Genomic DNA, 25,646 nt, shown 5'->3' on the forward strand with positions numbered 1-25,646 from the left:
AACCGATGCTCTGGCATCGGTTTTTTTGTTAGTTATGGGAAGAGAATTGACAGATCAGGAATTGCACAACTTGGCCATGAACATTGTAGGTCATGAACTGGAGGCCAATGGTTTTGAGTTTATGGCAATCAACAGCAAGCTGAAGAAGAACCCTCAATACGTTTGCTTAAAGGAAAAAAAGCTTCATTTTATCGTGGTGCGCAACGTGGAATTTCCAATCGACCCAAAGGATTATGACAGGGAACTGATGGATAAGGTCAAAGAGCATGCTGAAAAGTTTGAGGCCAGGACCTATTATGCCGGCGTTGGACTCTCCAATGCAGCTGATAGGACGGAACCTTTGTACCTGAACGAAGAATATGTAGTGGATTATCAAGGCTTAATCGAAATATAAATGAAACTAAAAGTATTAGTATTGTTAGGGGCCGTATGGTTTGTCGGCTGTACACCCAAAGAGGTGATCAAGAACCAGAGCTGGGGCAATGCCCTGGGCACCACATATTCGATTATCTATATTTCCGATCAGCAATTGGATTTTCAGAAGGAAATTGACTCCGTATTCCAAGTATTGAACAAGTCCATGTCCACCTATATTCCTTCTTCGGACATTTCCAGGATCAACCAGGGGGATTCGACCATCGTGGTCGATGATATGTTCGAAGAAGTGTTTGATGTATCCTCAAGGGTGCACGAGGCCTCCGATGGCTATTTTGACCCTACTATCGGTGTTTTGGCCAATGCTTGGGGATTTGGTCCGGGAGAACGAATACAGCTCGATAGCCTCCGTGTAGATAGCTTATTGGGCTATGTGGGCTGGGATAAAGTGCAATTGAACAGGGACAATACCATCACCAAGGCACATCCGTCGATACGTTTTGATTTCAATGCCGTGGCCAAAGGATACGCCATAGATCGATTGGGAGTTATGCTGGACCAGAAAGGCATCAAAAATTATCTGGTAGAAGTCGGGGGAGAAGTATTGGCAAAGGGAACCAATCTGGTTTCTGGAAAAAAATGGACGGTCGGTATCGACGACCCCCAAGTAGAAACCGGAAGGCAGCTCAAACAAATCGTTTCGTTGAAAGATGTGGCCATGGCCTCGTCGGGCAATTATAGGAAGTTCCGTGTGGATCCCCAGACCGGTGAGAAGTACGTGCACACCATTGACCCAAAAACGGGATACACCAAAAATTCTAATGTTTTGGCAACAAGTGTGGTGGCAAAGACTTGTGCGGTGGCAGACGCATATGCCACAACTTTCATGGCGATGGATCTCGAAGCGTCCAAAAAAGTACTACAGGATCATGAAGAATTGGAGGCCTACATTATTTATTTGGACAAAGACGGTGTGACCCAGGAATTTTTCACCCCTGGTTTTGAGGCATTGATCAAGAATTGATGCTTTTTCGGACCAAAGGAATGATTTCTCCTTGTGCCAAGCGATACTTCTCAACATCTTCCTTTGGAAGGGTATTGGTATAATCCACTTCTTCCACCTTAAAGCCTACTTTTCTAAGCTTGTCGAAATAATCCCTCCCATAGATCCTAACATGATCGTACTGGCCAAAAATACGCGCCCTTTCCTTTTTATCGGTAATAGTATTATCCTCAAATGTTATGTCCCTATTTAAATCCTGTGGTATTTGAAAGATGCCCCAACCTCCAGGTTTCATTACCCGGAAAAGCTCTTTCATGGCCTTGGTGTCATCTGGAATGTGTTCCAATACATGGTTGCACAGAATCACGTCGAACGAATCATCGGGAAAGGGTAGGTTGCAGATATCTGCCTTTACGTCCGCTAAGGGAGAATTAAGGTCCGTTGTGGTATAGTCAAGGGTATCCAATTTTTTAAAACGCTTGTAAAAGGCTTGCTCCGGGGCAAAGTGCAACAATTTTATGGGCTTGGTAAAGAAGCTGGTCCTATCTTTTAGATATAGCCATAACAATCGATGCCTTTCCAGTGACAAGGTGGAAGGGGACAGGACGTTTTCCCTAGGGTTTTCGTACCCGTAGGGCAAAAAGCTTTTGAAACTTTTTCCATCAATGGGGTCCATAAATCTTTTCCCCTTTAAAAAAAAGGCAATCATGGGCCTCACCCAATAACTCATTTTAATGAGCAAGGGTCTTGGAATAAGATTAAGAAAGAACTTAAAGAGTCGTTTCATTTATTAGCTGCTTTGAACAGCTTTTCGGAATTGTCAAAGCACCAATTTCTTGCTGCGAAATTCATCTTCCTCATCACTGGTAATTCCTAGGGCCTCATAAATATATTGAAAAGTGGAGAGGAGTTCAGGTTTACCGTCGATAAGGGCTACATCGTGCTCAAAGTGGGCGCTGGGCTTTCCATCCGCGGTCAAAATGGTCCAGCCGTCCCTAAGTTGTTTAATGCGCTTGGTGCCCATATTGATCATGGGCTCTATGGCAACCACCATTCCATCTACGAATTTTTTGCCCCTGCCCCTTTTGCCATAATTGGGCATTTGAGGGTCTTCGTGCAATTCTCTTCCCAGGCCATGTCCAACAAGTTCTCGAACCACGCCATATCCATGGTCTTCGGTGTATTTTTGAATGGCATAACCAACATCGCCCACGCGATTGCCCAATTTAAATTCCCTGATTCCGATATAGAGCGATTCCTTGGTCACCTTCAGCAGTTTTTTGGTTTCCTCCGCTACTTCTCCAACCTCAAAGGTATAGGCGTGATCTCCATGGAATCCGTTTTTGACCGCCCCACAATCTACCGAGATAATATCTCCGTCCTTTAAAGGCTCATTGCCAGGTATGCCATGGACCACTTGAGCGTTGGGGCTCCAGTTCAGGGTGTTCGGAAAATCGTACATCCCTAAAAAGCCGGGTACAGCACCCTGCTCCCGTATAAATTCCTCGGCCATTTTATCCAACTTTAAAGGGTTGGCCCCAGGTTTGATTTCCTTGGCCAACATGCCCAAAGTTTTGGATACTACCAATGCGCTCTCGCGCATCAACTCAATTTCCTCTGCTGTCTTTACTTGAATCATAGCTGCAAAGATAATTTGAATCTATGGATTTAAGGGCATTGGGATCAAACCAATGGCTTTTGGGTCATCAATTCAGGTTGGGGGACACCCAATAATTTAAGGATAGTGGGGGCAATGTCGCCCAGGACCCCGCTTTTTACTTCTTTGATATCCTTATCCACCAAAATCAATGGGACCGGATTTGTGGTGTGCGCCGTATTAGGGCTTCCGTCCGGGTTGATCATGGTGTCGCAGTTTCCGTGGTCCGCAATGACAATGGTCGAGTATCCGTTGGCCAGACCTGCGGTAATTACATCCTTGGCACATTCATCCACTGTTTCGCAGGCCTTTATGGCAGCTTGCATTACGCCGGTATGTCCTACCATATCCGGGTTGGCGAAATTGAGACAAACAAAATCCGCCTCCCCTTTTTGTAGTTCCGGTACAATGGCGTCACGAATGTCGTAGGCACTCATTTCCGGTTGAAGGTCATAGGTGGCCACTTTTGGGGATGGGCATAGGATGCGCTGTTCCCCTTCAAAAGGTTCCTCTCGTCCTCCGTTAAAGAAAAAGGTAACGTGTGGGTATTTCTCCGTCTCGGCGATACGAATCTGCTTTTTGCCATTTTTGGCAAGTGTTTCTCCAAGGGTGTCCTTGATATTCTCCTTGTTGAATATGATTTTGATGTCCTTGAAGGATTCATCGTAGTTGGTCATGGTCACGTAGTACAGGTCCAACTTGTGCATGTTCTGCTCGTGGAAATCCTGTTGGTTCAAAGCTTGTGTCAATTCCCGGCCACGGTCGGTCCTGAAATTGAAGAATATGATCACATCCCCATCTTTTATGTTCGCTATTACTTGGTCGTCGGCATCGGTCATGACCAAAGGTTTTATGAATTCGTCCGTTACGCCCTCATCGTAGCTTTTTTGCATTGCCTCCCCGATATGTTGAGTTTTTTCACCCTCTGAGTTTACCAATACATCGTAGGCCAATTTCACCCGCTCCCAACGTTTGTCACGGTCCATGGCGTAATATCTTCCGATAACCGTGGCCAACTGTGTTTTTTTGTTCACACAATAGTTGTCAAGGTCCACCAAAAAGCCTTTTCCGCTTTTCGGGTCCACATCACGACCATCGGTAAAGGCGTGTACATATGACTTTTCTACTCCACTTTCGTCGGCCGCTTTGATCAAGGCCTTAAGATGGTCAATATGGCTATGTACGCCACCATCGCTTACCAATCCAAGGAAATGGACAGGTTTATTGTTGGCTTTGGCGTACTCAAACGCATCCTTTAGTACTTTTTCGTTCTTTAAGGTATCTTCTTTTACTGCTTTGTTGATCTTGGCCAAGTCTTGGTAAACGATCCTTCCAGCTCCCAAATTCATATGGCCCACTTCGCTGTTGCCCATTTGCCCTTCGGGAAGTCCAACGTTCATTCCATCGGTATGAAGATCGGCATCGGGATAAGTTTTGTACAAAGAATCGATAAAGGGCGTATTAGCCTTTTCGATTGCAGAAACATTTGGGTCGGGGGACTTTCCCCACCCGTCCAATATCATAAGAATTACCTTTTTTTCCATAGTATAGAATTGTAATGCAAAAATAAAATGATCTCCTTGGATGCGCTAGTTTTTTCGCAGTTTTCTAATTATCAAGTTGTTAATTATTTTATGTTAAAATTGAAAGATTGTTAAACTTTAGTTATATAACTGTTAATCCTGTAACGCAAAAGGTTTTGAGCAGTCTATTTTTATAACAAGTAAATTCATTAATCAAAAACAATCATCATGAAAAAAACAATCTTTTCAATGGCCACGGTATGTCTATTGGCCCTAAGCGGCGTTTCTGCCAACGAACTTAAAACAATCGATTCCAGACCGACCATCGAAGTTGAAAATCCAGAAGATCTTAGCGCATTCTGCAAGGCAGTTATGCAAGGAGATGTGGAAACCGTCAAAAAATTTATCGAGCTTGGAGAGGATGTCAACCAGAAATCGCTGGGCAAGGCCCCGATCCACTATGCTGCCCGATACAATAAGGCAGAGGTGTTGAAAGTGCTGATCGAAAATGGTGCCGACCTCAAAAAGAAATGCGATGGTGGTATGACCGCCATCAAATATGCAAAATTATCCAATGCGACCGAAGCGCAAGCTGTGTTGGAAGCTGCTATGAAAAAATAGAAAGGAGTTTATTCGTCTTACGAAAAGGGCCCATCCGATCGGATGGGCCCTTTGCTCATTTTACATATTTAGTGTCCTTGCAAAAGAGTGTGTTCTGCGGCTTAGAATTCGAAGCCGGTGAAAGCTCTGTATAAAAATGCGTATACGGCCATAAACAGCAGGACCGCACAAAAAATGGAGTATGCTTTTAAAAAGAATACTACAAAGCTTGGTTTGCAATCGTCAAATGCCTCTAAATAGAGATCTTTAAAGTGTTCTAGTGTTCCCATGTGTTCTCTCTTTTTACAGCATCATAGGTCAAGAGAACGTATGTAGGATTTGGGGTTGACTCAAAGGTACAGAAATTATGCCAATCCCCTTTTTTTATCGATAAACAGCCGATTCTATCGACCTGAATATTTTTGTATGGCTTCCTTGATTTTTTCTATTCTGTTCTCCGGGTCCGGGTGGGTGCTCTGAAACTCTGGAACCCTGTTGGGACCTGCCGCCGCTTTCAGTATTTCCATGACCTCGATCATTTCGTTCGGGTCGTACCCTGATTGTATCATAAACAGCACGCCGAGTTCATCGCTTTCCAATTCGTCGTCCCGGCCATTGGTCAATAAGGTGTTTTGACCTATACCTGCCACAAGTTGTCCCATATCGCCACCAACGGATGCACCTGTTGCCAGGGTTTGCCAAAAGTTGCTCTCAGCGATCCGTTCCGCGGAATGCCGTCCGATTACATGGCCGATCTCGTGGCCTAGTACTCCAGCTAATTGTGGTTCGTTGAGTTGTGAAAATAAGGCGTAAGTTATGAAGATCTGTCCGCCAGGCAGGGCAAAGGCATTAATGGTGCGGTCGTCTGCCAATAAATGGAAATCGTATTGGTACGGGGTTTCCCTTGCCACACTGCTGCGAACCAATTTTTTGCCCACGGCGTCCACTAAGGCCTGCATGCGTTCATCCGGATAGAGCCCGCCGTGCTGCTGGGCCATTTCAGGGGCGCTTTGCAGTCCAATGGCAATTTCCTGCTCGGTCGTCATGTTAATGTTCTGCGTTCTTCCGGTATACGGATTTTCTTCCTGGTTGCTACACCTGCGGATAAAAGCGAAGGCCACAATGGCCAAACCGATAAGGATTCGTACCCTCCAACTTCCTCTTCTCATGGGTTAGTGTTGTTGTATGTTGAAGATACAAAAAAAGGCTATAGCAGTACGGGGTTGATATCCAAAATGTGGTCCTGTAGATAGGTTTTTACAAAACCGTTGGTAAAGTGTTCAATGCCCATGAAATTCTCCTGTTGCAAAAGCTTTAGAATATTGAGCCTTCTGTAGGCGGTCAACATAGGGATTGAAATTGAGGCATAGCTGTAGTGCCATGGTTCGTACTCGAACCCTCTTCTTCTGGGATTATTGGTGTACACGAGGTAAAAGCCGTATTTGGCCGAGTTCTTGTCCAACCAAAGCTTCAGTCCTTCATATGGCCCGCCAACTTCAAACTTTTCGGTAAGCAAAACATCTCCGGAGGCTTCTGGGAAACCGTCGATAATGTCAATGTCCGTACCCCAATGATGTCTGCTCGTACCGGGAATTGTGGAGTACTCGATAATTTTGTCAATGGCATCAAGAGGAGCCATGCCTTCCTCCACGGTATACTGCTGGTACTTGCGTTCCCATATTCTTTCTTGGTGATAAAAATCGCGATAACTGGAGACTATCTTTATATCGAAACCATCGGAATAGGCGGCTTTTTTCATGGCCAAAAAGGACTCGTATGCTTCTCTCCTAAGGTTGATGCCCTCTCCGAACAGTTCAATTTTTTCCTTGCCCATGAGTTCCTCTGTGGAGTATTTGGCATCAAAAATATTGGGAAAAATCGGAGGTATGGTACAGGCCAACCCGGTTGCTGAAGTGGTTTTGATAAAAGTCCTTCTTTTCATGAAACAAATTTTGCCCCAAGTTAAGAAGTATTTTCAATTCGTGGTTTTGAATTTTTTGGGTGAGGGTCAGCAATACACTAATTGTCCAAAAACAGGAAGCCCGAATATTCCAGTTCAAGGTCGTCCAATGTCACCAAATAAAAGTAAACACCCTCTGGCAAACCAGCGCTTTGGTTGGGAATCATGGTGCCTGTATTGGCAATTCCCCTGAATTCGTTGGTGTAGTTGAGTTGCTCGAATACTTTTTGGCCGTAACGGTTAAAAATGCGTACACTATTGTTCGGAGATTCTTCCAAGCCATCAATAATCCAAAAATCGTTGATACCGTCCCCGTTGGGACTTAAAAAATAATTGCCCAATGTGGGATTGTTCACTGCAAAAGTATCCCTTGGAAGGGGTATGGTACCAAAGGTGATGGCTGCATAATCGCTTGGCACGAAGGTTTCGGATGTAATAAAGCCTTGGGTAATATCTCCACTAAAAGCGGAATTTCCGATGATTGTCCATTCGTTTGCTGATTTAAGCCATCCTACAATAATAATGGATTCCACTGTGGCATTGGGAATGGTTCCCAGCGCACTTCGGGGATTCCAAGAAATGGTCACCTGTGCAGGCACATCACTTTGGATGATCCAAAACTCACGGTCGGAGACCGTTCCGATAGTATTCACTTTTTCCTCCGTATCAAAATTCTCCAAAATGGAAGAAGGATTGGACGGGTTTTCGAAAAAGTAGGCGCAAATGGCCAGTGGGGTAGTGCTTTGGGAATTCAAGGTGAGTGGACGAAGTTGTTGTTGGTCCCCAACAGGGAACGAAAATACATCGCGATCGTTCACCGCTGCAAAGCCTGTTATTTTGGAAGCATTGCTCTCACCAGAGAAAAAGCCACTTTCCATAAAGTTGAGGTACACCGCCTGATTGTTCACCGGTGTCAAGAAATTGCCATCGATAAAATTGACGTTGTTCTGTACCAAAACTGGATTTTGTAAAAACACATTGCTCAAGGACATGATCTCGGTATCCCATAAGGTTGGGGAAAAACTACCGGAGACCTGTATGGCATTGTTGCCATAAAAACCGACCAAACCTGTGGTCTGTTCAAAACTTGCGTTATTGATAAAGTTGGTGTGCAGACCCAAATTGGCATTGTTGTGCACTTGCAGGTTCCCATTATTAAATAGCCCGGTTTGGCCCATGGCAATACTGACCGAAAACAAAAATGCTATGTGGAGGAGGGTTTTCAAGATTATGGATTGTAAATTGTGAAAGACCAAGTCTTGTCAATCAGTATTATGTTTTGTACAGGAACTGTAACAGTTCCACCGCCTCCACCTGTTACGGTAATAGGTGTATCTGAAGTAGTCAATTCTTTTATTTCAACGGTAAAACTATCACTAGCAACATTAGTAACATTTATAATTACATCATTGGTTCCATCACTTTCAACACTTGTGTTTATTACATAATTTGTGGTTCCTAAATCCGTGAAATTAATTATGTAAATACCAGTTCCAATGGAACGGTCAACTGAAGTAATATTGAAATTACTTAAAGGGGTTGTTCCAGTAGCATCAATTTTTCCTGCAACGGAAGGAGAAAGAATGTTTGAAATTGCTGTAGAGTTTGTTGCTATGTTAGTAGAATTTAAAGCGTTGCTTGCTGCGAGTTCATCGATTGCAGCCTGTGCATCTGTGGCAGAAAGTCCCGATGTCGTTCCATCGTAGGATACTTCGGCAGCGGTCTGGTCATCGGTTTCATCAAGGAAAAGAGCCCCATCCGCACCTGCGATGATATCATTGTTGGCTTGAGTACTGATCAGGTCGATGCTTTCGGTCCCCCCACCATCGGTGATTGAAAGTGTCCCTGCCGCAATCCCGCTTCCGGTATTGTATTCGTTTGTATCGTCGGTGTCCCCGTCTGCGGCGTTGCTTGCTGCGAGTTCATCGATTGCAGCCTGTGCATCTGTGGCGGAAAGTCCCGACGTCGTTCCGTCGTAGGATACTTCGGCAGCGGTCTGGTCATCGGTTTCATCAAGGAAAAGAGCCCCATCCGCACCTGCGATGATATCATTGTTGGCTTGAGTACTGATCAGGTCGATGCTTTCGGTCCCCCCACCATCGGTGATTGAAAGTGTCCCTGCCGCAATCCCGCTTCCGGTATTGTATTCGTTTGTATCGTCGGTGTCGTTGTCTGCTGCATCCGATGCTGTTATCGCGGCAGTTAGGGACTGTAAGTTGACAGCATCCAATGGATTCGTAGGGTCTGCCAGGTTAATTATATTTTGGTTGCCTAAATCTATGGGTGAGCCCGCGGCCCCGAATCCACTCAAAGGAATATTGAGCTTATCCAGTTTGTCGTTAGTTACACTCCCATTTAATATCTGATTGGTGGTTACTCCTCCATCAGCAATCTGTAGTCCGTTTGTGGGGTCGACCTCCAACGTAGCGTTGTCGACATTTACCTCAAGGTCCATTGGTACAAGAGCAGCATTGGCCTGCACTCCTAAAATAGAACCATTTGTTGAAGATACATCTTCCCCAAGACTTGTAGCAAGGGTGGCTGCATCTTGCCATTGAGGATTTCCACCGATGTCGGTGCCCAAGATTCGGTTGGCATCTGCTGCTCCCGCTGTTCCAATTTTACCTGTAGTTACCGCATCATCGGCTATATCTTCTTCAAGTATGGTCTCGTTTAACAATTCATCAGTTGTTACTGCCCCTGTCGCAATTTTATCGGTAGTGATCGCATCGTTGGCAATATCTTCCGTCAATAGCGTGCCATCTAAGATTTCTTCTGTGGTTACGGCACCGGTAGCAATTTCAAAAGCTGTAATTCCTCCTTCGGAAACATCCAGTGTGAACGGGTCTCCTTCAGAACCTGCCCCTTCAAGTTGTAAAGTGGTGTCATAAGGTCCTACTACTTCGTTTCCTACAATACTGTCTTTTTCTGTAATGCCCAAAATGGATTCGTTTACCAAAGTCCATTGGCTTCCGTTCCATTGAAAAATATCCCCGGGCTGGCCTCCAGTGGCATCGGCAAACTTGCCAATGGTCACGGATTTGGGTGCCAATAATCCCGTAGTAATCGATGTGGGCTGTATTTTGGAATCCCCGTTTATGGACTGGGTAACAATATTGGCCCCAGTGATTTGTCCTACCTCAAAATTGTAATTGATACTTCCATCTGGGTTAGTGGTGGGAGTGATCACTACTGTGCTATCTCTGGCTTGTGGATTGAGTTGGCTCAAATAATCCGCTCTAGTGCTTGTTGTAAAAGAGTTGTCCAGTTCCTCACATATGTTGATCCAAGATGAGCCATTGTAATAATGGAGACATTCTTGATCGATATTGTACACCAATGCCCCTGGTAATGGGTTGATCACGCTCATTTGGGCATCTGTTACCCTGGTGATTACCAATACACGGGTTGTGCTTTCTAGTTCGAGTACGGAGGCTGGGTCCAGGTTTTGTGGGTTGTTCCCGATCTTAACCTGTCCGCTCAGTGTGTTGATCATAAGTAGGCCAATGATCAAGTAGACAATTGAAGTTTTCACAGTGTTTGTTATTTGAGGATTTCCAAACGTAATAAGCAAAACTAAACTTATGTTTTAATATTTTTAATAAATACCGTCAAAACACGAAATTCAGGGGTGAATGGAAATCCCTTTGGTATATTTGTACGATGCAGAATTAACAAAAGTTTAGAACGGCTTAATTTTTTTTATGCCCGGCAAGGGTTTTCTTTAACTTGTACTAAATACATTCCGATGAAAAATACTTTTTTGATATTGTTCTCTTTGCTAATGTCCGCTTGGTCCATGGCACAGGATACACGCCAAATCTTAAGGGGAAAGGTGTTGTACAGAAACTCCAACGTGCCCAATGAGAACGTTATCAATTCCACAAGTGGAAATGCTACTATTACCGATGATAACGGGGAATTTGTAATTCCTGTAATGGCTGGGGACCAATTGGTCTTTACAGCAGTCAATTACCAGTTGGAGGTCATTACGGTTACACCGGAAATTTTGGCGAACAACCGTTTGGTGGTAGAGGTGGACGAAAAAGTACAAGAGCTGGACGAGGTGGTTGTGACCCCAGAGAACCAAGAAAGGTTCCTGCAGGTGAAAAACGAGGATTTTAAACAATTCGATTACGAGATAGATAGGGGCACAGAGGTCGAAAACATTGCCAATTCCAGGGTCACACGTGGAATGAAGGATGGCCTCAATTTTGTGAATATCTTCAAAGCACTGTTCAAATCGCAGGAAGTGAATGGGCAACAGCGACAACCGTTAAAGGTTAGCGAGGTGCTACGACATGTCTACGATGACGAGTTTTTTGTAGTGGACCTTAGGTTGCCTCAAGATAAAATAGACGCATTTCTTTTGTACTGTGACGACAAAGTGCCTTCTCAGACATTACTTAGAAAAGAAAACGAATTTCAGTTGATCGATTTTCTTGTGACCCAAAGCAAGGAATATTTGGCAACTTTGGATGAGTAATGAAAAATTTCTTTCTTGCTTTAACTATCTGTACCGCCCAATGGGCCTTTGGTCAAGAGGGAGACGGTAAAATTTTGCAAGGAAGGGTGACCAGTTCCGATAAGGATGTTGTGGGCGTGGTCGTTCAAAATATTTCCACTAGGGATGCGGTAATTACCGATTTTGAGGGAAATTTTTCCATTATGGTCCATGTCAACGATACCCTGGCCTTTTCAGCAGTTCATTATTTAAAGAAGATAGTACCGGTCAACGAGTCCTTGTACAAATCCAATTTCGTAGAGGTGCCCATGCAGGAATTTGTGAACCAATTAAAGGAAGTAGTGGTAAGCCCATACGACCTTACCGGGGATTTGAGCAGGGATATCGACAGGGTAATCTTGGAAAAGGATGTTAGTGCGGAAGCTTTGGGATTGCCCAATGCCCACCAACGTATACCTACCCAAAGCGAACGGAGGCTGCAGGAAGCATCGAGCATGAGTGTAATGGGGGGAGGAGGTATAGGCGGTGCCGGAGGGGCACTCAGCCTTAATCCCATTATCAATGCCATCACAGGAAGAACCAAAATGCTCAAAAACAGGGTCAAGTTGGAAAAAAACTATGCTCAAACACAAGAAGTACAGGGTTTTTATTCTGATTCCCTCTTTTTGACCACACTGAAGATCCCCATGGAGAGAATCGATGATTTTATGTATTTCTGTGAGGTGGATGAGAACTTTCAGGCCGCTGTTGCTTCCGACGATAAACTGAGAATATGGGATGTAATGGTCCAAAAAAGTAGGGCCTATCGCGAAAACAATAATTTGGATTGAGTTTTTTAGGAGTTAGGAGTCTGATGTCCAAAAAATAGTTTGGCAGGTAAATTGCAGATAGATCGATAAAACTGTAACATTGTTCCATCAATAAAGTCTTATAGTACATGATGACATTTAAAAAAGCACGAATAATGCTATTGCCCTTGGCAATGCTCTTATTTCTGTCTTTCTCATCCGCACACAAATTCTATGTAAGCGTTACCAATATCGTCTACTCCGAAGATGATAGCGCTTTTCAGATTACCAGTCGAATTTTTATAGATGATCTCGACAAACTTCTCTTGGAACGTTACGGGGTCGAAGCCAAATTGGCCACTCCCAAGGAATCCAAGATTGCAGATGAATACATTGAAAAATATTTCAGGTCCAAATTCGTGGTCCAGTTCGATGGAAAAGTGGTTCCCTATAATTTTCTTGGGAAACGCTATGATAACGACGTAGTAATATGTTATCTGGAAATACCCAATGTAAAATTATCGGAGATCAAATCGATGTCGGTTCAAAACGAAGTGCTCACGGACCTTTTCGACGAGCAACAGAATGTGGTCCATGTTAAATGGAAAAACAACAAAAAAAGTTTTGTGTTGATCAGAGAGAACAATAAAGGAATGTTAAACTTATGACCTATTCTTAACAATTGGTTAAAATATGTTATTTTTCACCGTTTTAAAATCAGATAGAAAATGAACAGATTCAAGTATTGCGTAGCTTCCGTGTTGTTCCTTTTTGGAGCCGTGGTCATGGCACAAGAAGAGGGGGACGTTAAACCAGAACGGGAGCCCGGACACTACAACCAAAGTAAATTCAAACAATTGTACGAGGAGTTTTCCACTCCGAACACATATCGGTCCGCTTCCGGTGCCCCCGGTCCGGACTATTATCAGCAACAGGCAGATTATGTAATGGACATCTATTTGGATGACAAGAACGCCAAGATCAATGGAGAGGAGACCATTACATACCATAACAATTCACCGGACGATCTAGAGTTCCTATGGGTGCAATTGGACCAAAACGTACGTGCGAAGGATTCCAAATCCCCTTTGCGTAATGGAAACGGTGTAAATATCGCCTATACAGCTGGCAACTTTGCCGAAACATACATCAGCGAGCCTTTCGATGGAGGTTTCAACATCGAAGCCGTTAAGGATGATAGTGGAAAACCGTTGTCCTACACCATCAACCAGACCATGATGCGTGTGAATATCCCACAACCACTTAAAAGTGGCGAGAAGATTTCTTTCTCCATCAAATGGTGGTACAACGTTCCAGATCACACGGTGAACAGGGCCCGTTCCGGATACGAATATTTTCCGGAAGATGGTAACCGTGCCTATGTAATCGCACAGTTCTTTCCAAGAATGGCCGTTTACAGTGATGTGGAAGGATGGCAAAACCATCAGTTCTGGGGAAGTGGGGAGTTCGCATTGCCATTTGGTAACTACGATGTGAGCATTACAGTTCCTGCCGACCACGTGTTGGATGCAACGGGAGAGCTTCAGAACCGTGATGATGTATTCTCAAAAGAAATGATGAAGCGTTACAAGCAGGCCAAAAAGTCTTACGACAAGCCTGTGATCATTGTAACACAAGAAGAGGCGGAAGCCGCAGAAAAAGGTTTCTCCACCGATACCAAAACATGGAAGTTCAAAGCGACCAATGTGAGGGATTACGCTTTTGCATCATCCAGAAAGTTTATCTGGGACATGCAGGCCGTTAAGATCGGAAGCAAAGATGTAATGGCGGTATCGCTTTATCCAAAAGAAGGAAACCCACTTTGGGAAGAAATGTCGACCAAAGCTGTTGCGCAGACCTTGGAAACCTACTCAAAGCACACTTTTGATTATCCTTACCACAAGGCCATCTCCGTTCACGCGAAGAACCAAGGTATGGAATACCCAATGATCTGCTGGAACTACGGACGTCCCAACGAGGATGGTACGTACTCCGATAGAGTAAAGTATGGTATGATCAGTGTGATCATCCACGAAGTGGGCCATAACTTCTTCCCAATGATCGTAAATTCCGATGAGCGTCAGTGGGGATGGATGGATGAAGGTTTGGATACCTTTATGCAGTATTTGGCAGAGCAAGAATTCGGTAAAAATTACCCTGGAGTGATCGCCCCGAACGAAAAATACCCATCAAGAAGGGGAGATCCAGCTAAAATTGTTCCTTACATGTCGGGTGATCAAAGCTTTATCTCACCGATCATGTCCAACCCTGAAAATGTATATCAGCTAGGACCAAACGCATATGGAAAACCTGCTACCGCGTTGAACATCCTAAGGGAGACCGTAATGGGAGAGGAGCTTTTCGATCATGCCTTCAAGACCTATGCACAGCGTTGGATGTTCAAGCACCCGACCCCAGAGGATTTCTTCCGTACCATGGAAGATGCATCCGCAGTTGACTTGGATTGGTACTGGAGAGGATGGTTCTACACTACAGATTATGTTGATATAGGTGTAAAAGGTGTAAAAAAATACTATGTGTCCAACAAGCCTACCAAGGAAATGGAAAAGTATATGGCCGATAGGAACTTGACAGAGGCCGATCTTCCGCCATTGGTTTACTTGGCTGAAGAGGACAGCGAGGATTTTTCTCCTGAACTAAAAGGAAAATCCCCGACTGAGACATCACAAAACCTTAAGGAGTTTATGATGGACAATATGACCGAGGCCGAAAGATCACAGGTCAAAGAGCCAAAGTACTTCTATGAAATCACTTTTGACAAGCCAGGAGGTATCCCAATGCCGTTGATCGTTGAGTATACCTATGCAGACGGGACCACGGAAAGTGTTACCTATCCTCCAGAGATTTGGAGAAAGAACGATGCAGAGGTAAAAAGAGTAATGGCCACCGAGAAAGAATTGGTCGGTATCGTGGTAGATCCAAAATTGGAGACCGCAGATATCGATACTACCAACAACTCTTGGCCCAAGAAAGAAGAGAAGTCTGACTTTGATAAGTTCAAGGAGAACATCAAAGGAGACGAATAGTAGTAAAAACTATGTTAAGAGCCTCGTGATTTCACGGGGCTTTTTTTATTTTGGAACCAAGTTCTGATTATATTTGTGCCATGCAATTTTTATTCATTAGCGGAGCCGAGATATTTTTCATCCTATTTATAGTGGTGATGGTTTTCGGTGCGGATAAGATTCCCGGAATAGCCAGAGGGTTGGGCAAGGGAATGCGCCAACTCAAGGACGCCACGGACGATATCAAACGCGAGATCCAAAAAAGCGCGGATGTGGATACCGATTTTACCAAGAATATCCGTAAGGAAATCGATGACGTCAAGAAGAACGTAGAGGAAGTTTCCGGTTCCATCAAACGAGACCTCAATAAATAATTTCTTCCAATGCTGGAAAAACTGCTCAAATGGGATAGGGACACTTTTGTTTATCTCAATGGGCTTGGCATAGAAAAATATGATACCTTTTGGTCCATAGTTACCAATATCACCACCTGGATTCCACTGTTTATAGTTTTTCTTGTCCTTTTTTACCTGAAGTTTTCCAAAAAGGAGGCCCTGTATAAATTTTTGACCGTGTTGGCCTTGGTCCTTTTCATTACACTGATCACCCATATTACCAAGATTTCAGTGGCAAGGCTCCGTCCCAACAATACCGAGGAGATCAACACACTTATTCGAATACTCAAAACCCCGACCGACTACAGTTTTTTCTCAGGGCATGCCTCCAGTTCATTTTCCATTACCATGCTGGTGTTCTTGTTTCTTAGGCGCAAGGTGAACTGGGCCGTACTCTTCTTTATCTGGCCTGTGCTTTTTGCCATGAGCCGAATTTATGTGGGTGTACATTTTCCGATAGATATTTTGGTGGGGATGGTAGTGGGTTTGTTATCGGGATGGCTTTTTTATGCCCTCTATAAGCGATTTATAGCACCCTGCTCAGCGTTAGCCCGTCCCTGATGGGCAACAATACGGTTTCCACTCGAGGATCGTTCTTCAGCTTTTGATTGTACTCCAACAATGAGGCCGTGGCCTTATCCGAAGGTTGTAGAGGTTCTACGACTTTTCCTGACCAGAGTACATTGTCCGATAAAATTACGCTGCCCGGTACCGTTTTCTGGATCACGGCCTCAAAATAGGCATCGTAATTTACCTTTTGGGCATCGATAAAAACAAGGTCAAAGGTATGGTTCAAGCAGGGAACAATTTCCAATGCGTCCCCAACATGCTGAACCATTTGAGGACCATATCCGCTTTTGTCAAAATATTTGCGCTGCATTTCATGTAGTTCTTCGTTCACCTCAATGGTATGCAATTGTCCTTCTTTTTGAAGTCCTTCTGCCAAGCAAAGGGCGGAATAGCCTGTGTAGGTGCCTATCTCCAATATGTATTTGGGGTTGATGATCTTGGACAACATGCTGAGCACCCGACCTTGAAAATGCCCTGTGATCATTCGGGGCTGGATCACTTTTAAATGGGTCTCTCGTGTAAGCTGTTGCAACAATTCGGGCTCGTCCTCCGAACTGTTGGCGATATAACTCTCCAATATGGGCGATAGGAAATGCATGATTAATTTTTCGCAAAAATATAGAAAAGAACTACATTGGAATACAGGATAAACCAAAACCGTACCATGGCACTACCAAAGGTGAACATTAGACCGGCAACGCAAAAGGATATGGATGTCCTTTTAAAATTTGAACAGGAGATCATAAATGCGGAACGTCCTTTTGATGTTACCATAAAGCAAGGACCGGTAAGTTATTATGATATTGCTGAAATGATCGACGACCCTAAGGCCCATGTAGTGGTGGCCGAGGTAGGTGAAAGAATAGTGGCTTCGGGCTATGCCATCCCCAAAAGGGCCAGACATTATTTAGATCATGAGTTTTATGCCTATCTGGGTTTTATGTATACGGACGGGGATTATCGGGGCGAGGGAATCAATGCCAAGATCATTGAAGAATTGAAGCAGTGGTCTCAACAACAAGGGTACAAAGAAATTAGACTGACCGTTTACAACGAAAACCTACCAGCTATAAGGGCGTATGAAAAAGTGGGCTTTAAAAAGCACATCATTGAAATGCGTTTGGAGTGATTTTCTTTTCCTCGCATTACCTTCACAAATCGTATTTTTGATGCAAACTAAAAGAGAATGACGTTCCAGAATACCCTAGAATTTGCCAAACAGCTCGATGCTTCCGATAAACTATCTCCATATAGAAATGAATTCCATTATCCTCAGGTAAATGGAAAGGATGTAATCTATTTTACGGGGAATTCATTGGGACTACAGCCCAAAAGGACCCAACAATTTGTGGACGAAGTGATGAAGGATTGGCGGGAACTGGCTGTTGAAGGTCATTTCTATGCGGATAAACCATGGTGGGACTATCATGAAAGGCTTGCCAAGGGATTGAGCAAAGTGGTCGGGGCCCGGCCCAAGGAAATTTCAGTGATGAACACCCTTACGGTGAACCTTCATTTGTTGATGGTATCCTTTTACCGACCTACCGAAAAAAGGTTCAAGATCATTTGTGAAGAGAAGGCATTTCCTTCCGATCAATATATGTTGCAAAGTCAAGTCCGTTTTCATGGTTTGGACCCAAATGATGCGATTGTTGAAGTAAAAAAGCGGGAAGGGGAGCATGCCTGGCGCACGGAGGATATCATCCAAACAATTAACGAAGTGGGCGATGAGCTGGCTCTTGTGTTAATGGGTGGTGTCAACTATTACAACGGACAGGTCCTGGACATGGAGGCCATAACAAAGGCCGGAAAAGATGTCGGAGCATTTGTGGGTTGGGATCTGGCCCATGGCGCAGGAAACATCAAACTTGATCTGCACGACTGGAACGCGGATTTTGCAGCATGGTGCAGTTACAAATACATGAACAGTGGCCCTGGAAATGCATCGGGAATCTTTGTGCACGAGAGGCATCTGGGAAAAGAGGATATCCCGCGTTTTGAAGGCTGGTGGGGTACCAAAAAAGAGACCAGATTTTTAATGAAACCCGAGTTCGATGCCATTGAAAGTGCCGATGCTTGGCAGTTGAGCAATCCTCCCATATTGTCCATTGCCCCTTATTTGGCATCGTTGGATATATTTGATGAGGTGGGTATGGATGCGATTATCGAAAAGCAAAAGCTCATAGTGGCCTATTTGGAGTTTGTACTTCAAGAAATTGATAAGGAAGTGGACAGCACCTTCGAGATCATCACTCCTGAAGCCAGGGGCTGTCAGCTTTCCGTTTTCCTGCATGGTGAGGGCAAGGCCATTTTCGACTATTTGATGAAAAACGGGGTGATCACCGATTGGAGGGAGCCCAATGTGATTCGACTGGCCCCGGCGCCCCTATATTGTTCGTTCCAGGACATGTTCAATTTTGGACAAATTCTAAAAGAGGGAATCCAAAAGAAGTAAACCTTATTCCTTATATTGAACCTGTCAACCAACCAATCCAAGTGTAAATGAAATCCCTCTGGCTAATTCTGTCCAATCCCAGATATTTTGGAGCGGCATGGGTGTTCACCAGTATCAATATATGGTTTGGAACTTGGGCGATTTATATCCCCTCCGTTAAGGATAAATTGGGAATTGACAAGGCCGATCTGGGAATAGCGCTTTTTTGCCTGTCACTCGGCGTTTTTACCGTTTTTCCGGTAGCCTCTAAAATCATTAATAAACTTGGAGTTGGAAAGGCTTCGTGGTTTGGGGTGGTGTTTGTCTCTATAACCGCGATGTTGCCGCTAATGGCACCCAATTATTATATGCTCATGGCCGCACTTTATCTTTTTGGGGCAAGCAATGGGTTTATCGATATTTCCATAAATACTTTGGTCACGGAGATTGAAAAGGAGGACAAGCAGAACTTTATGTCCGCAGCCCACGGTTTTTTTAGCTTGGGCGGTATTTTAGTGGGACTGGGCAGTTTCCTGATTCCAGTGATTGGAAACCCTGTTTTGCACATGGGCATTACCGTGGTTTTGGTTTTTATCATCAATTTTTTTCTGAAGAAGCATTATATCCACGTTGTGGCGGCCCCGGTGGAAAAGGAACCCTTTAGCTTCAAACTTTTTAAACCCTTGTTGTTGTTGGGAATCATTGGTTTTGTATCCTTTGGGGGAGAAGGTGCCATTATAGATTGGAGTTCGCTATACCTAAAGGAAATGACCATGGCCCCAGAGATGTTGATCGGAGCTGGATTTTTGGCATTTTCAACTACCATGACCCTGGGTAGATTCCTTGGCGATGGGATCAGTGCCAAAATAGGGCCCATTAGAATAGTAGGGTTGGGAGCACTTATTGCTGCTTTTGGTTTTGTATTGGTCTTAACACAAAATACCTTATGGTCCATCATTGGCTTTGCATTCAACGGTCTTGGGTTTTCGGTAATCGTTCCCGAGCTGTTCCGCATTGGTGGAAACGTTAAAGGGGTGGATTCTTCCCAAGGAGTTGCTTTTATCGCCGGAGCAGGGTATATGGGTTTTTTGTTAGGACCCGTGATTCTTGGTTTTATTGCAGAAAGCGCTTCATTGAACTATAGTTTTATCCTGCTGCTATGCCTTGCCTTAATGGTGTTTGGGATTACCTTTTTCTTGCGTAGGAAGGGGAAATAAGGTGTCGTTGTTTTCTTGAACTTTTCAAGGACAATAAATAAATCAAAGTTGCTCTATCCCATATTTCTCTTTCCGTTGACTATCTTTTGATACAATAGCGCTTTTAGGTTCCGATCAAAGTTTAGGACTATTGTTTGTTTATTGATGAACGTGGATAAATGTCATGTTTTTTGTTCGTCCGCAGCTTTACTTTTAACGATGCGAACTGAAAAAACAAATAACGATCATGAAAGTTTACGATGACAAACATATCAAGAATGTAGTATTTGTAGGTGCCCATGGAAGCGGTAAAACCACTTTGGCCGAAACAATGTTGTTCGAGGCGGGCCTGATCAATCGTCGAGGAACGGTTGAGAACAAAAATACCGTATCAGATCACCATGATATAGAACACGAACGTGGGACATCCATTTTTGCAACTCCAGTGCATACCGAATGGCGCAACTATAAGATCAATATTATCGACACCCCCGGACTTGACGATTTTATCGGAGAGATACTTTCTTCCATTCGTGTGGCCGATTCCATCGTGACGGTCATCAATGCCCGTTATGGTGTGGAGATAGGTACAGAGATTATTTGGAACTATATTGACCGTTACAACAAACCCACCGTCTTTGTCATCAATCAAATCGATCATCCCAATGCCAATTTCGACGATAGTTTTAAAGGAATCCGTTCCCTTGTGGGATCCAATGCCGTGAAAATTCAATATCCCCTGGTCATCGATGGGGCACAGTGCATCGTGGATGTGCTCAAGATGAAGTTGTACAAATTTGGTCCCGATGGCGGAAAACCTGAAAAATTGCCCATCCCCGATAATCAAAAGGAACTGGCGAACCAATTGCACAACGAATTGGTCGAAAAGGCCGCCGAAAACGATATGGACCTATTGGAGCTATTTGTGGAGAAGGGAACCTTGAGCGAAGAAGAAATGCGACAAGGCATAAAACAAGGGATGCTCAATCATGAACTTTTTCCCGTTTTCTGTGTTTCGGCCCTTCAGGATATGGGAAGTGGCCGACTTATGGGCTTTATCGATAATGTGGCCCCGGCCGCAGCCGACCTGAAACCAGAGCAGAGCGTGGAGGGTAAAACCGTAAAGCCACTGCCTTCAGAACCTACAGTACTTTTTGTGTTTAAGACGGAATTTTTGCCAAATGTGGGCCAGATCACGTTTTTTAAAGTAAAATCCGGGGAACTCAAGGCAAACGACAAGCTGATTAATGCCCGGAACGGCGAAACGGAGACATTGAACCAATTGTTTATCATGGATGGCAAGGAACGAAGGCCAGTTTCAAAATTGAATACAGGTGATATTGGCGCCTCGCTCAAACTAAAACATACCCAAACCAACGATACGCTGCATGTCGAAGGGCATCCGGTTACCATCAAGCCCATTCAATATCCTGAGGCCCGTACTCGAAAGGCAGTGGCCGCTGTTGATAAGCATGATGAGGAAAAATTGATGGAGGCCCTTAAAAAAATACACCTTGAAGATCCCACGGTGGTGGTTTCCTATTCCAATGAATTAAAGCAACAGATTTTGTCCTGTCAAGGCGAGTTGCAACTATCGGTTATCAAATGGTCCTTGGAAAACGGGTATGGCGTCAAGGCCGATTTTTCGCGGCCCCGTATCGCGTATCGCGAAACCATAACCCGACCTGCAACGGCCAGCTATCGCCATAAGAAACAATCGGGAGGAGCCGGTCAGTTTGCGCAGGTACATTTGAAGATTGAGCCTTGGTACCAGGATATGGCCGAGCCCGAAGGCTTTAACATAAGGGGCAAAGAGGAGGTTGAACTTCCCTGGGGCGGTAAATTGGTCTTTTATAACTGTATCGTTGGCGGTGTTATCGATCTGCGGTTTTTGCCTTCGATAAAAAAGGGGATTTTGGAAGTTATGGAATCTGGTCCTTTGACCGAATCCTATATCCGTGATGTTCGAGTCATGGTCCATGATGGTAAGATGCACCCGGTGGATTCCAATGATATTGCCTTTAAAATTGCGGGAGCGCACGCTTTCAAGGCCGCATTTTTGAATGCCAGGCCCAAACTTTTGGAACCCATTCGAAACCTTAACGTAAAAGTTCCGGAAGAGACTGTTGGGCAGGTCATGACCGACCTGCAATCGCGCCGAGCTGTTATTTTGGGAATTGAAAGTGCCGATAAGTATCAGATTCTACGGTGTTCTGTCCCTGAAGCTGAGCTTTACGGATATTCTACCGAACTAAGGTCACTTACCCAGGGTAAAGGAACTTATCACGCTAGTTTTGCGGCATTTGAGCCCGTTCCAGGAAACATTCAGGAGAAAATCGTAAAGGAAAAGGAAAGTCAAAAATGATTTAAAACTGGAAACGGAATTTTTATCACTCAAATGAAATCTGAGTGAAACTTCTTTTGTCAGCTTTATTTATTCACAATGCTATTCTTTCTTGCTTACCGAAAGTCCTGTAAAATAAAGGTTGGTTCCTCCTTCAGGGCGGTTATGCTGTTGGGCTAGTTGCAGCCCTTCCATTTCAACATAATCTTCCCAAGTGGAGACCAAATTGGGCTCTTCTTGATTGGATTTGCGATAGGCCCATTCCCGAATAATGTAATCTTCCTTAAAATAGAAGTCGTAAGCATCACCGGGGGTGTAACCACCTTCGTTGGCATAAACAATGGTGAGTTTTTGCATGGTCTCCCCACTAATGGGAGCTGTGCTCTCCTCCGTATGTTCGTAAGTATAGTTGTTGGAGTCCCACATTAAATTAAACGGAGCCATCAGCCAGTATCGATCATTGATGAACCCACTGTTGGTCTTTAAGGCAATGCTGTCCATGGAGTTCCGGTTATAGGTAAGGGTGTCGGGTCCTGAAATTGCGGTAACCGTATTGCTTTTGGGTTCCCAGTTCCAGCTACGTTCAAAATGCATGGAATCCCGGTCCACATTAAAGGTAAAGGTGATTTCTTCAACATTTTTCCAATTATCAAACCCATGTGCATCCGCGATAAGTTCAGGCACGGATTTTTCAGTTTCAGGAGCTGCGGCCGTTTCTTCCGATTTTTTTGGTTCCGTTTTACAGGCAACAAAAAATATAAGAGTGAGCAGTGTAACGAGGTAATTGGTCTTCATGTCTGGTTTTTAATCAAATATACTAGGAAAATCTCTTATTTTGCGCCCCATTTTAAAAAGCCTGACCAAATAAATCTGTTTCCGGAGTGACTTTTTTAAAAAACCTGTTTCTAATACTTGTAAGTAACCCCGACAAAGCGTTTTTGGAAAAGGAAGACTTATACGTACATCTTTCTGATGAGGAATTAGTGAAACAGATCGTGGCGGACAACGACCCTATGCTCTTTGGCAAGTTGTACGACCGCTATGCCAAAATGGTGTACAACAAATGCTACGGATTTTCAAAATCCGAGGACGAGGCGGAGGATTTAACGCAGGATGTCTTCCTCCAACTATTTATCAAGCTTCGAACTTTCAAGGGAAAATCGAAGTTTTCTACCTGGCTGTACTCTTTTACCTATAATTTTTGCGTGAACTATGTAAACCGGAACAAACAACTCAAGATACGTGATAAGTCCGTACAGGTTGAGAATTCCGAATACAAGCTTACCGAAGAAGTGCCCGATGAGAGTCTATATGAAATGAAAGCGGACAAACTTAAGAAGGCATTGGAGCTCATTTCCCCTGAAGAGAAATCCATTTTGTTGCTCAAGTATCAGGATGGGGCCAGTATCAAAGAATTGGTCGGTTTGATGGATATCGGGGAGAGCGCGGTGAAGATGCGTCTTAAAAGAGCTAAGGAACGACTATTGGAAATCTACAACACCCTGGAATAGATGGCAAAAAAACACAAAAACCCATTCAAAGAGCTGGAGGCCTCCCTGCACGAGGCACCGCCCGAAATGAAGCAAAAGGTGATGAACGACATTGCTGCGGCAAAGTTGATCATGGACATGGCTTCATTGTTCTCTATTAATTTGGGAAGTGCTTTGCGCAAGCTATTCAGAACTATGGGAGATCACTAATCAACGAACAGAACACTATAAATAAACAACAACTATGGAGATTATTAATGAATGGAAAAATGTGACCCTGGAGTCCCTATCCGGAATGGGTAAAGAAATGGCCTTGGCCTTTCCCAAGATCTTGGGCGCGATCGTTATTTTAGTTTTAGGTTGGATCATCATCAAAATTGTACTCTTCCTCTTAAAAAAGATCTTAAAACTGGCCAAAGTGGATATGCTCAACGATAAGATCAATGGTATGGATGTTACGGGAAAAGGGGACCTTAATGTAGATGTCATAAAAGTGATATTAGGCTTTGTCCGATGGTTTTTGATACTGGTCTTTCTTATTGTTGCCGCGGATATCCTGGATTGGAAGATCATATCAAAGGAGATTGGTAACCTATTGCATTATTTGCCCAAATTCTTTAGTGCACTCGCTCTGTTGATGCTAGGGTTCTATATAGGGAACTTTGTAAAGAAGACCATCAAGCGATTATTCGATTCCCTGGAATTTGGAGGTTCCAACATTGTGAGCAACTTGTTTTTCTACGTGATTGTCATTTTTATGTCCATCACCGCATTGAACCAGGCCGGTGTGGACACGACCATCATTACCAATAATATCACCCTGATTTTTGGCTCCTTTCTCTTGGCATTCGCCTTGGGCGTTGGTTTGGGGTCGCGCGATATTGTCGCAGATATCCTAAGGGCATTCTACACCCGAAAGACCTATGTGGTGGGCGATAAAATCGTGATCGGAGGTGATGAAGGAACCATCAAGGCCATAGACAACAACAGTCTTACCCTGGAAACCATGGACGGGAAATTTGTGATTCCCATCAAGGATGTGGTATCCCAAAAGGTGCAGATAAAATCATAAAGGAAGTATTGTGCAAAACATGTGCGGTAACTTCCTTGGAATTTGATTATTTTTGAAGTCTTACAACACGTAAAAAATGAGTTCAAAAAAAGGAAAAGTTCAGGAATTGATCCAAGAAAAACTGTTAGAAGACCGCAAAGTGTTTTTGTGGGGCCAAGTAGATGATGATTCTGCAAAGCACGTAATCGACAGGTTGCTATATTTGGACATGTTGAACAATAAAGAAATTCAATTGATCATAAATAGCCCAGGTGGGTACGTAACCTCCGGTTTTGCTATTTACGATACCATTAAGCAGATAAAGAGTCCTGTGTCCACGGTATGTTCCGGATTGGCAGCCTCTATGGGTTCCATTCTTCTTTCGGTAGGGGAAAAGGGTAGAAGGTTTATTCAGCCGCATGCCCGTGTCATGATCCATCAACCAAGTGGTGGGGCAAGGGGACAGGCTTCCAATATCGAGATCCAGGCCAGGGAAATTATCAAGACCAAGGAATTGGGTGCAAAAATTCTTTCTGAGAATTGTGGACAGGATTATGACAAGGTAATGAAGGATTTTGATCGTGACTACTGGATGAGCGCCGAGGAATCCGTGGAATACGGAATCGTGGATGAAATCTTGAAATAAGACGACAATTCTTAAAAAGTGAAAAGTCCTTCGCAAGTGTTTGTGAAGGACTTTTTATATATAGGCGCCGAAGCGGAATATTTTATATGATATACGGCAATTTGGGTGCCAATAGATTTTAAA

Annotated in this window: 27 protein-coding genes; 17 read left to right on the plus strand and 10 right to left on the minus strand. The window is 44.0% G+C overall.

Going from position 1 to position 25,646, the window contains the following annotated elements; translation table 11 throughout:
• Nucleotides 1-34: 34 nt before the first annotated feature.
• Nucleotides 35-394 carry a Na(+)-translocating NADH-quinone reductase subunit F gene (locus PY091_RS12970; protein ID WP_275650087.1) on the plus strand — a complete coding sequence of 120 codons (360 nt, stop codon included), beginning with the start codon at nt 35-37 and terminating at the stop codon, nt 392-394.
• Nucleotides 395-1,399 carry an FAD:protein FMN transferase gene (locus PY091_RS12975; RefSeq protein WP_275650088.1) on the plus strand — a complete coding sequence of 335 codons (1,005 nt, stop codon included), beginning with the start codon at nt 395-397 and terminating at the stop codon, nt 1,397-1,399. It abuts the gene before it with no gap.
• Here PY091_RS12975 and PY091_RS12980 read toward each other — a convergent pair.
• Genes PY091_RS12980 through gpmI form a run of 3 tightly spaced genes read right to left on the minus strand, consistent with a single transcriptional unit; the run spans nt 1,389 to nt 4,579 of the window.
• Nucleotides 1,389-2,165: a class I SAM-dependent methyltransferase gene (locus PY091_RS12980; protein WP_275650089.1), complete on the minus strand. Its 777-nt coding sequence runs from the start codon at nt 2,163-2,165 to the stop codon at nt 1,389-1,391. The genes PY091_RS12975 and PY091_RS12980 overlap by 11 nt on opposite strands.
• A gap of 33 nt (nt 2,166-2,198) precedes the next feature.
• Nucleotides 2,199-3,017, minus strand: coding sequence for a type I methionyl aminopeptidase (gene map, locus PY091_RS12985; protein WP_275650090.1), 819 nt, complete (start codon nt 3,015-3,017; stop codon nt 2,199-2,201).
• Between the two features lie 44 nt (nt 3,018-3,061).
• Nucleotides 3,062-4,579, minus strand: coding sequence for a 2,3-bisphosphoglycerate-independent phosphoglycerate mutase (gene gpmI, locus PY091_RS12990; protein ID WP_275650091.1), 1,518 nt, complete (start codon nt 4,577-4,579; stop codon nt 3,062-3,064).
• Nucleotides 4,580-4,786: 207 nt separating this feature from the next.
• Between gpmI and PY091_RS12995 the strand changes: the two genes are divergently transcribed.
• Entirely contained in the window at nt 4,787-5,179 is a 393-nt protein-coding gene (locus PY091_RS12995; RefSeq protein ID WP_275650092.1) for an ankyrin repeat domain-containing protein, read from the plus strand.
• A gap of 101 nt (nt 5,180-5,280) precedes the next feature.
• On the opposite strand, the gene PY091_RS13000 is transcribed toward PY091_RS12995, so the two are convergent.
• The 5 genes from PY091_RS13000 to PY091_RS13020 form a co-directional block, all read right to left on the minus strand.
• Complete coding sequence (locus PY091_RS13000; RefSeq protein WP_275650093.1) at nt 5,281-5,448, minus strand: DUF6747 family protein; 168 nt, start codon at nt 5,446-5,448, stop codon at nt 5,281-5,283.
• Nucleotides 5,449-5,562: 114 nt separating this feature from the next.
• Complete coding sequence (locus tag PY091_RS13005) at nt 5,563-6,327, minus strand: M48 family metalloprotease (RefSeq protein WP_275650094.1); 765 nt, start codon at nt 6,325-6,327, stop codon at nt 5,563-5,565.
• Nucleotides 6,328-6,365: 38 nt separating this feature from the next.
• The gene (locus PY091_RS13010; protein WP_275650095.1) at nt 6,366-7,100 is read right to left on the minus strand and encodes a M15 family metallopeptidase; all 735 of its coding nucleotides are present in this window, start codon (nt 7,098-7,100) and stop codon (nt 6,366-6,368) included.
• A gap of 77 nt (nt 7,101-7,177) precedes the next feature.
• Entirely contained in the window at nt 7,178-8,344 is a 1,167-nt protein-coding gene (locus PY091_RS13015) for a gliding motility-associated C-terminal domain-containing protein (RefSeq protein WP_275650096.1), read from the minus strand.
• A gap of 2 nt (nt 8,345-8,346) precedes the next feature.
• A complete protein-coding gene (locus PY091_RS13020) occupies nt 8,347-10,653 on the minus strand; it encodes a beta strand repeat-containing protein (RefSeq protein ID WP_275650097.1) in 2,307 nt (768 codons plus the stop codon).
• A 213-nt stretch (nt 10,654-10,866) separates the two neighbouring features.
• Between PY091_RS13020 and PY091_RS13025 the strand changes: the two genes are divergently transcribed.
• The 6 genes from PY091_RS13025 (at nt 10,867) to PY091_RS13050 (ending at nt 16,353) form a co-directional block, all read left to right on the plus strand.
• A complete protein-coding gene (locus PY091_RS13025) occupies nt 10,867-11,604 on the plus strand; it encodes a carboxypeptidase-like regulatory domain-containing protein (protein WP_275650098.1) in 738 nt (245 codons plus the stop codon).
• A complete protein-coding gene (locus tag PY091_RS13030; RefSeq protein WP_275650099.1) occupies nt 11,604-12,413 on the plus strand; it encodes a hypothetical protein in 810 nt (269 codons plus the stop codon). The genes PY091_RS13025 and PY091_RS13030 overlap by 1 nt, the downstream gene beginning before the upstream one ends.
• Before the next feature lie 107 nt (nt 12,414-12,520).
• Nucleotides 12,521-13,039, plus strand: a complete 519-nt coding sequence (locus PY091_RS13035; RefSeq protein ID WP_275650100.1) for a DUF6702 family protein — start codon at nt 12,521-12,523, stop codon at nt 13,037-13,039.
• Between the two features lie 60 nt (nt 13,040-13,099).
• Nucleotides 13,100-15,418, plus strand: coding sequence for a M1 family metallopeptidase (locus PY091_RS13040; RefSeq protein ID WP_275650101.1), 2,319 nt, complete (start codon nt 13,100-13,102; stop codon nt 15,416-15,418).
• Nucleotides 15,419-15,498: 80 nt separating this feature from the next.
• Nucleotides 15,499-15,771, plus strand: coding sequence for a Sec-independent protein translocase subunit TatA/TatB (locus PY091_RS13045; protein WP_275650102.1), 273 nt, complete (start codon nt 15,499-15,501; stop codon nt 15,769-15,771).
• A gap of 9 nt (nt 15,772-15,780) precedes the next feature.
• On the plus strand, nt 15,781-16,353 hold the full coding sequence (locus PY091_RS13050; RefSeq protein WP_275650103.1) for a phosphatase PAP2 family protein: 573 nt from the start codon (nt 15,781-15,783) through the stop codon (nt 16,351-16,353).
• On the opposite strand, the gene PY091_RS13055 is transcribed toward PY091_RS13050, so the two are convergent.
• The gene (locus PY091_RS13055; protein WP_275650104.1) at nt 16,319-16,960 is read right to left on the minus strand and encodes an O-methyltransferase; all 642 of its coding nucleotides are present in this window, start codon (nt 16,958-16,960) and stop codon (nt 16,319-16,321) included. The two genes, PY091_RS13050 and PY091_RS13055, sit on opposite strands and share 35 nt — an antisense overlap.
• A 66-nt stretch (nt 16,961-17,026) precedes the next feature.
• Between PY091_RS13055 and PY091_RS13060 the strand changes: the two genes are divergently transcribed.
• From PY091_RS13060 to PY091_RS13075, 4 genes are all read left to right on the plus strand, one after another.
• Nucleotides 17,027-17,491, plus strand: coding sequence for a GNAT family N-acetyltransferase (locus PY091_RS13060; protein WP_275650105.1), 465 nt, complete (start codon nt 17,027-17,029; stop codon nt 17,489-17,491).
• A gap of 57 nt (nt 17,492-17,548) precedes the next feature.
• Complete coding sequence (gene kynU / locus PY091_RS13065; protein WP_275650106.1) at nt 17,549-18,817, plus strand: kynureninase; 1,269 nt, start codon at nt 17,549-17,551, stop codon at nt 18,815-18,817.
• A 47-nt stretch (nt 18,818-18,864) separates the two neighbouring features.
• Nucleotides 18,865-20,013, plus strand: a complete 1,149-nt coding sequence (locus PY091_RS13070; RefSeq protein WP_275650107.1) for an MFS transporter — start codon at nt 18,865-18,867, stop codon at nt 20,011-20,013.
• Nucleotides 20,014-20,239: 226 nt separating this feature from the next.
• Nucleotides 20,240-22,357 carry an elongation factor G gene (locus PY091_RS13075; RefSeq protein WP_275650108.1) on the plus strand — a complete coding sequence of 706 codons (2,118 nt, stop codon included), beginning with the start codon at nt 20,240-20,242 and terminating at the stop codon, nt 22,355-22,357.
• An 81-nt stretch (nt 22,358-22,438) separates the two neighbouring features.
• Here PY091_RS13075 and PY091_RS13080 read toward each other — a convergent pair whose 3' ends face one another.
• Nucleotides 22,439-23,131, minus strand: coding sequence for a hypothetical protein (locus tag PY091_RS13080; protein WP_275650109.1), 693 nt, complete (start codon nt 23,129-23,131; stop codon nt 22,439-22,441).
• A 143-nt stretch (nt 23,132-23,274) separates the two neighbouring features.
• Here PY091_RS13080 and PY091_RS13085 point away from each other — a divergent pair, with 143 nt between their 5' ends.
• The 4 genes from PY091_RS13085 to PY091_RS13100 all read left to right on the plus strand — a co-directional run bounded on the left by PY091_RS13085 (nt 23,275) and on the right by PY091_RS13100 (nt 25,523).
• A complete protein-coding gene (locus tag PY091_RS13085) occupies nt 23,275-23,847 on the plus strand; it encodes an RNA polymerase sigma factor (RefSeq protein ID WP_275650110.1) in 573 nt (190 codons plus the stop codon).
• Nucleotides 23,848-24,036, plus strand: a complete 189-nt coding sequence (locus PY091_RS13090) for a hypothetical protein (protein ID WP_275650111.1) — start codon at nt 23,848-23,850, stop codon at nt 24,034-24,036. It begins immediately after the preceding gene.
• Between the two features lie 34 nt (nt 24,037-24,070).
• Nucleotides 24,071-24,898 carry a mechanosensitive ion channel family protein gene (locus PY091_RS13095; RefSeq protein WP_275650112.1) on the plus strand — a complete coding sequence of 276 codons (828 nt, stop codon included), beginning with the start codon at nt 24,071-24,073 and terminating at the stop codon, nt 24,896-24,898.
• Between the two features lie 76 nt (nt 24,899-24,974).
• A complete protein-coding gene (locus tag PY091_RS13100) occupies nt 24,975-25,523 on the plus strand; it encodes a ClpP family protease (protein ID WP_127138456.1) in 549 nt (182 codons plus the stop codon).
• Nucleotides 25,524-25,646 lie beyond the last annotated feature (123 nt).

This window comes from Flagellimonas okinawensis, from assembly GCF_029194005.1.
Taxonomy (GTDB): Bacteria; Bacteroidota; Bacteroidia; order Flavobacteriales; family Flavobacteriaceae; genus Flagellimonas; species Flagellimonas okinawensis.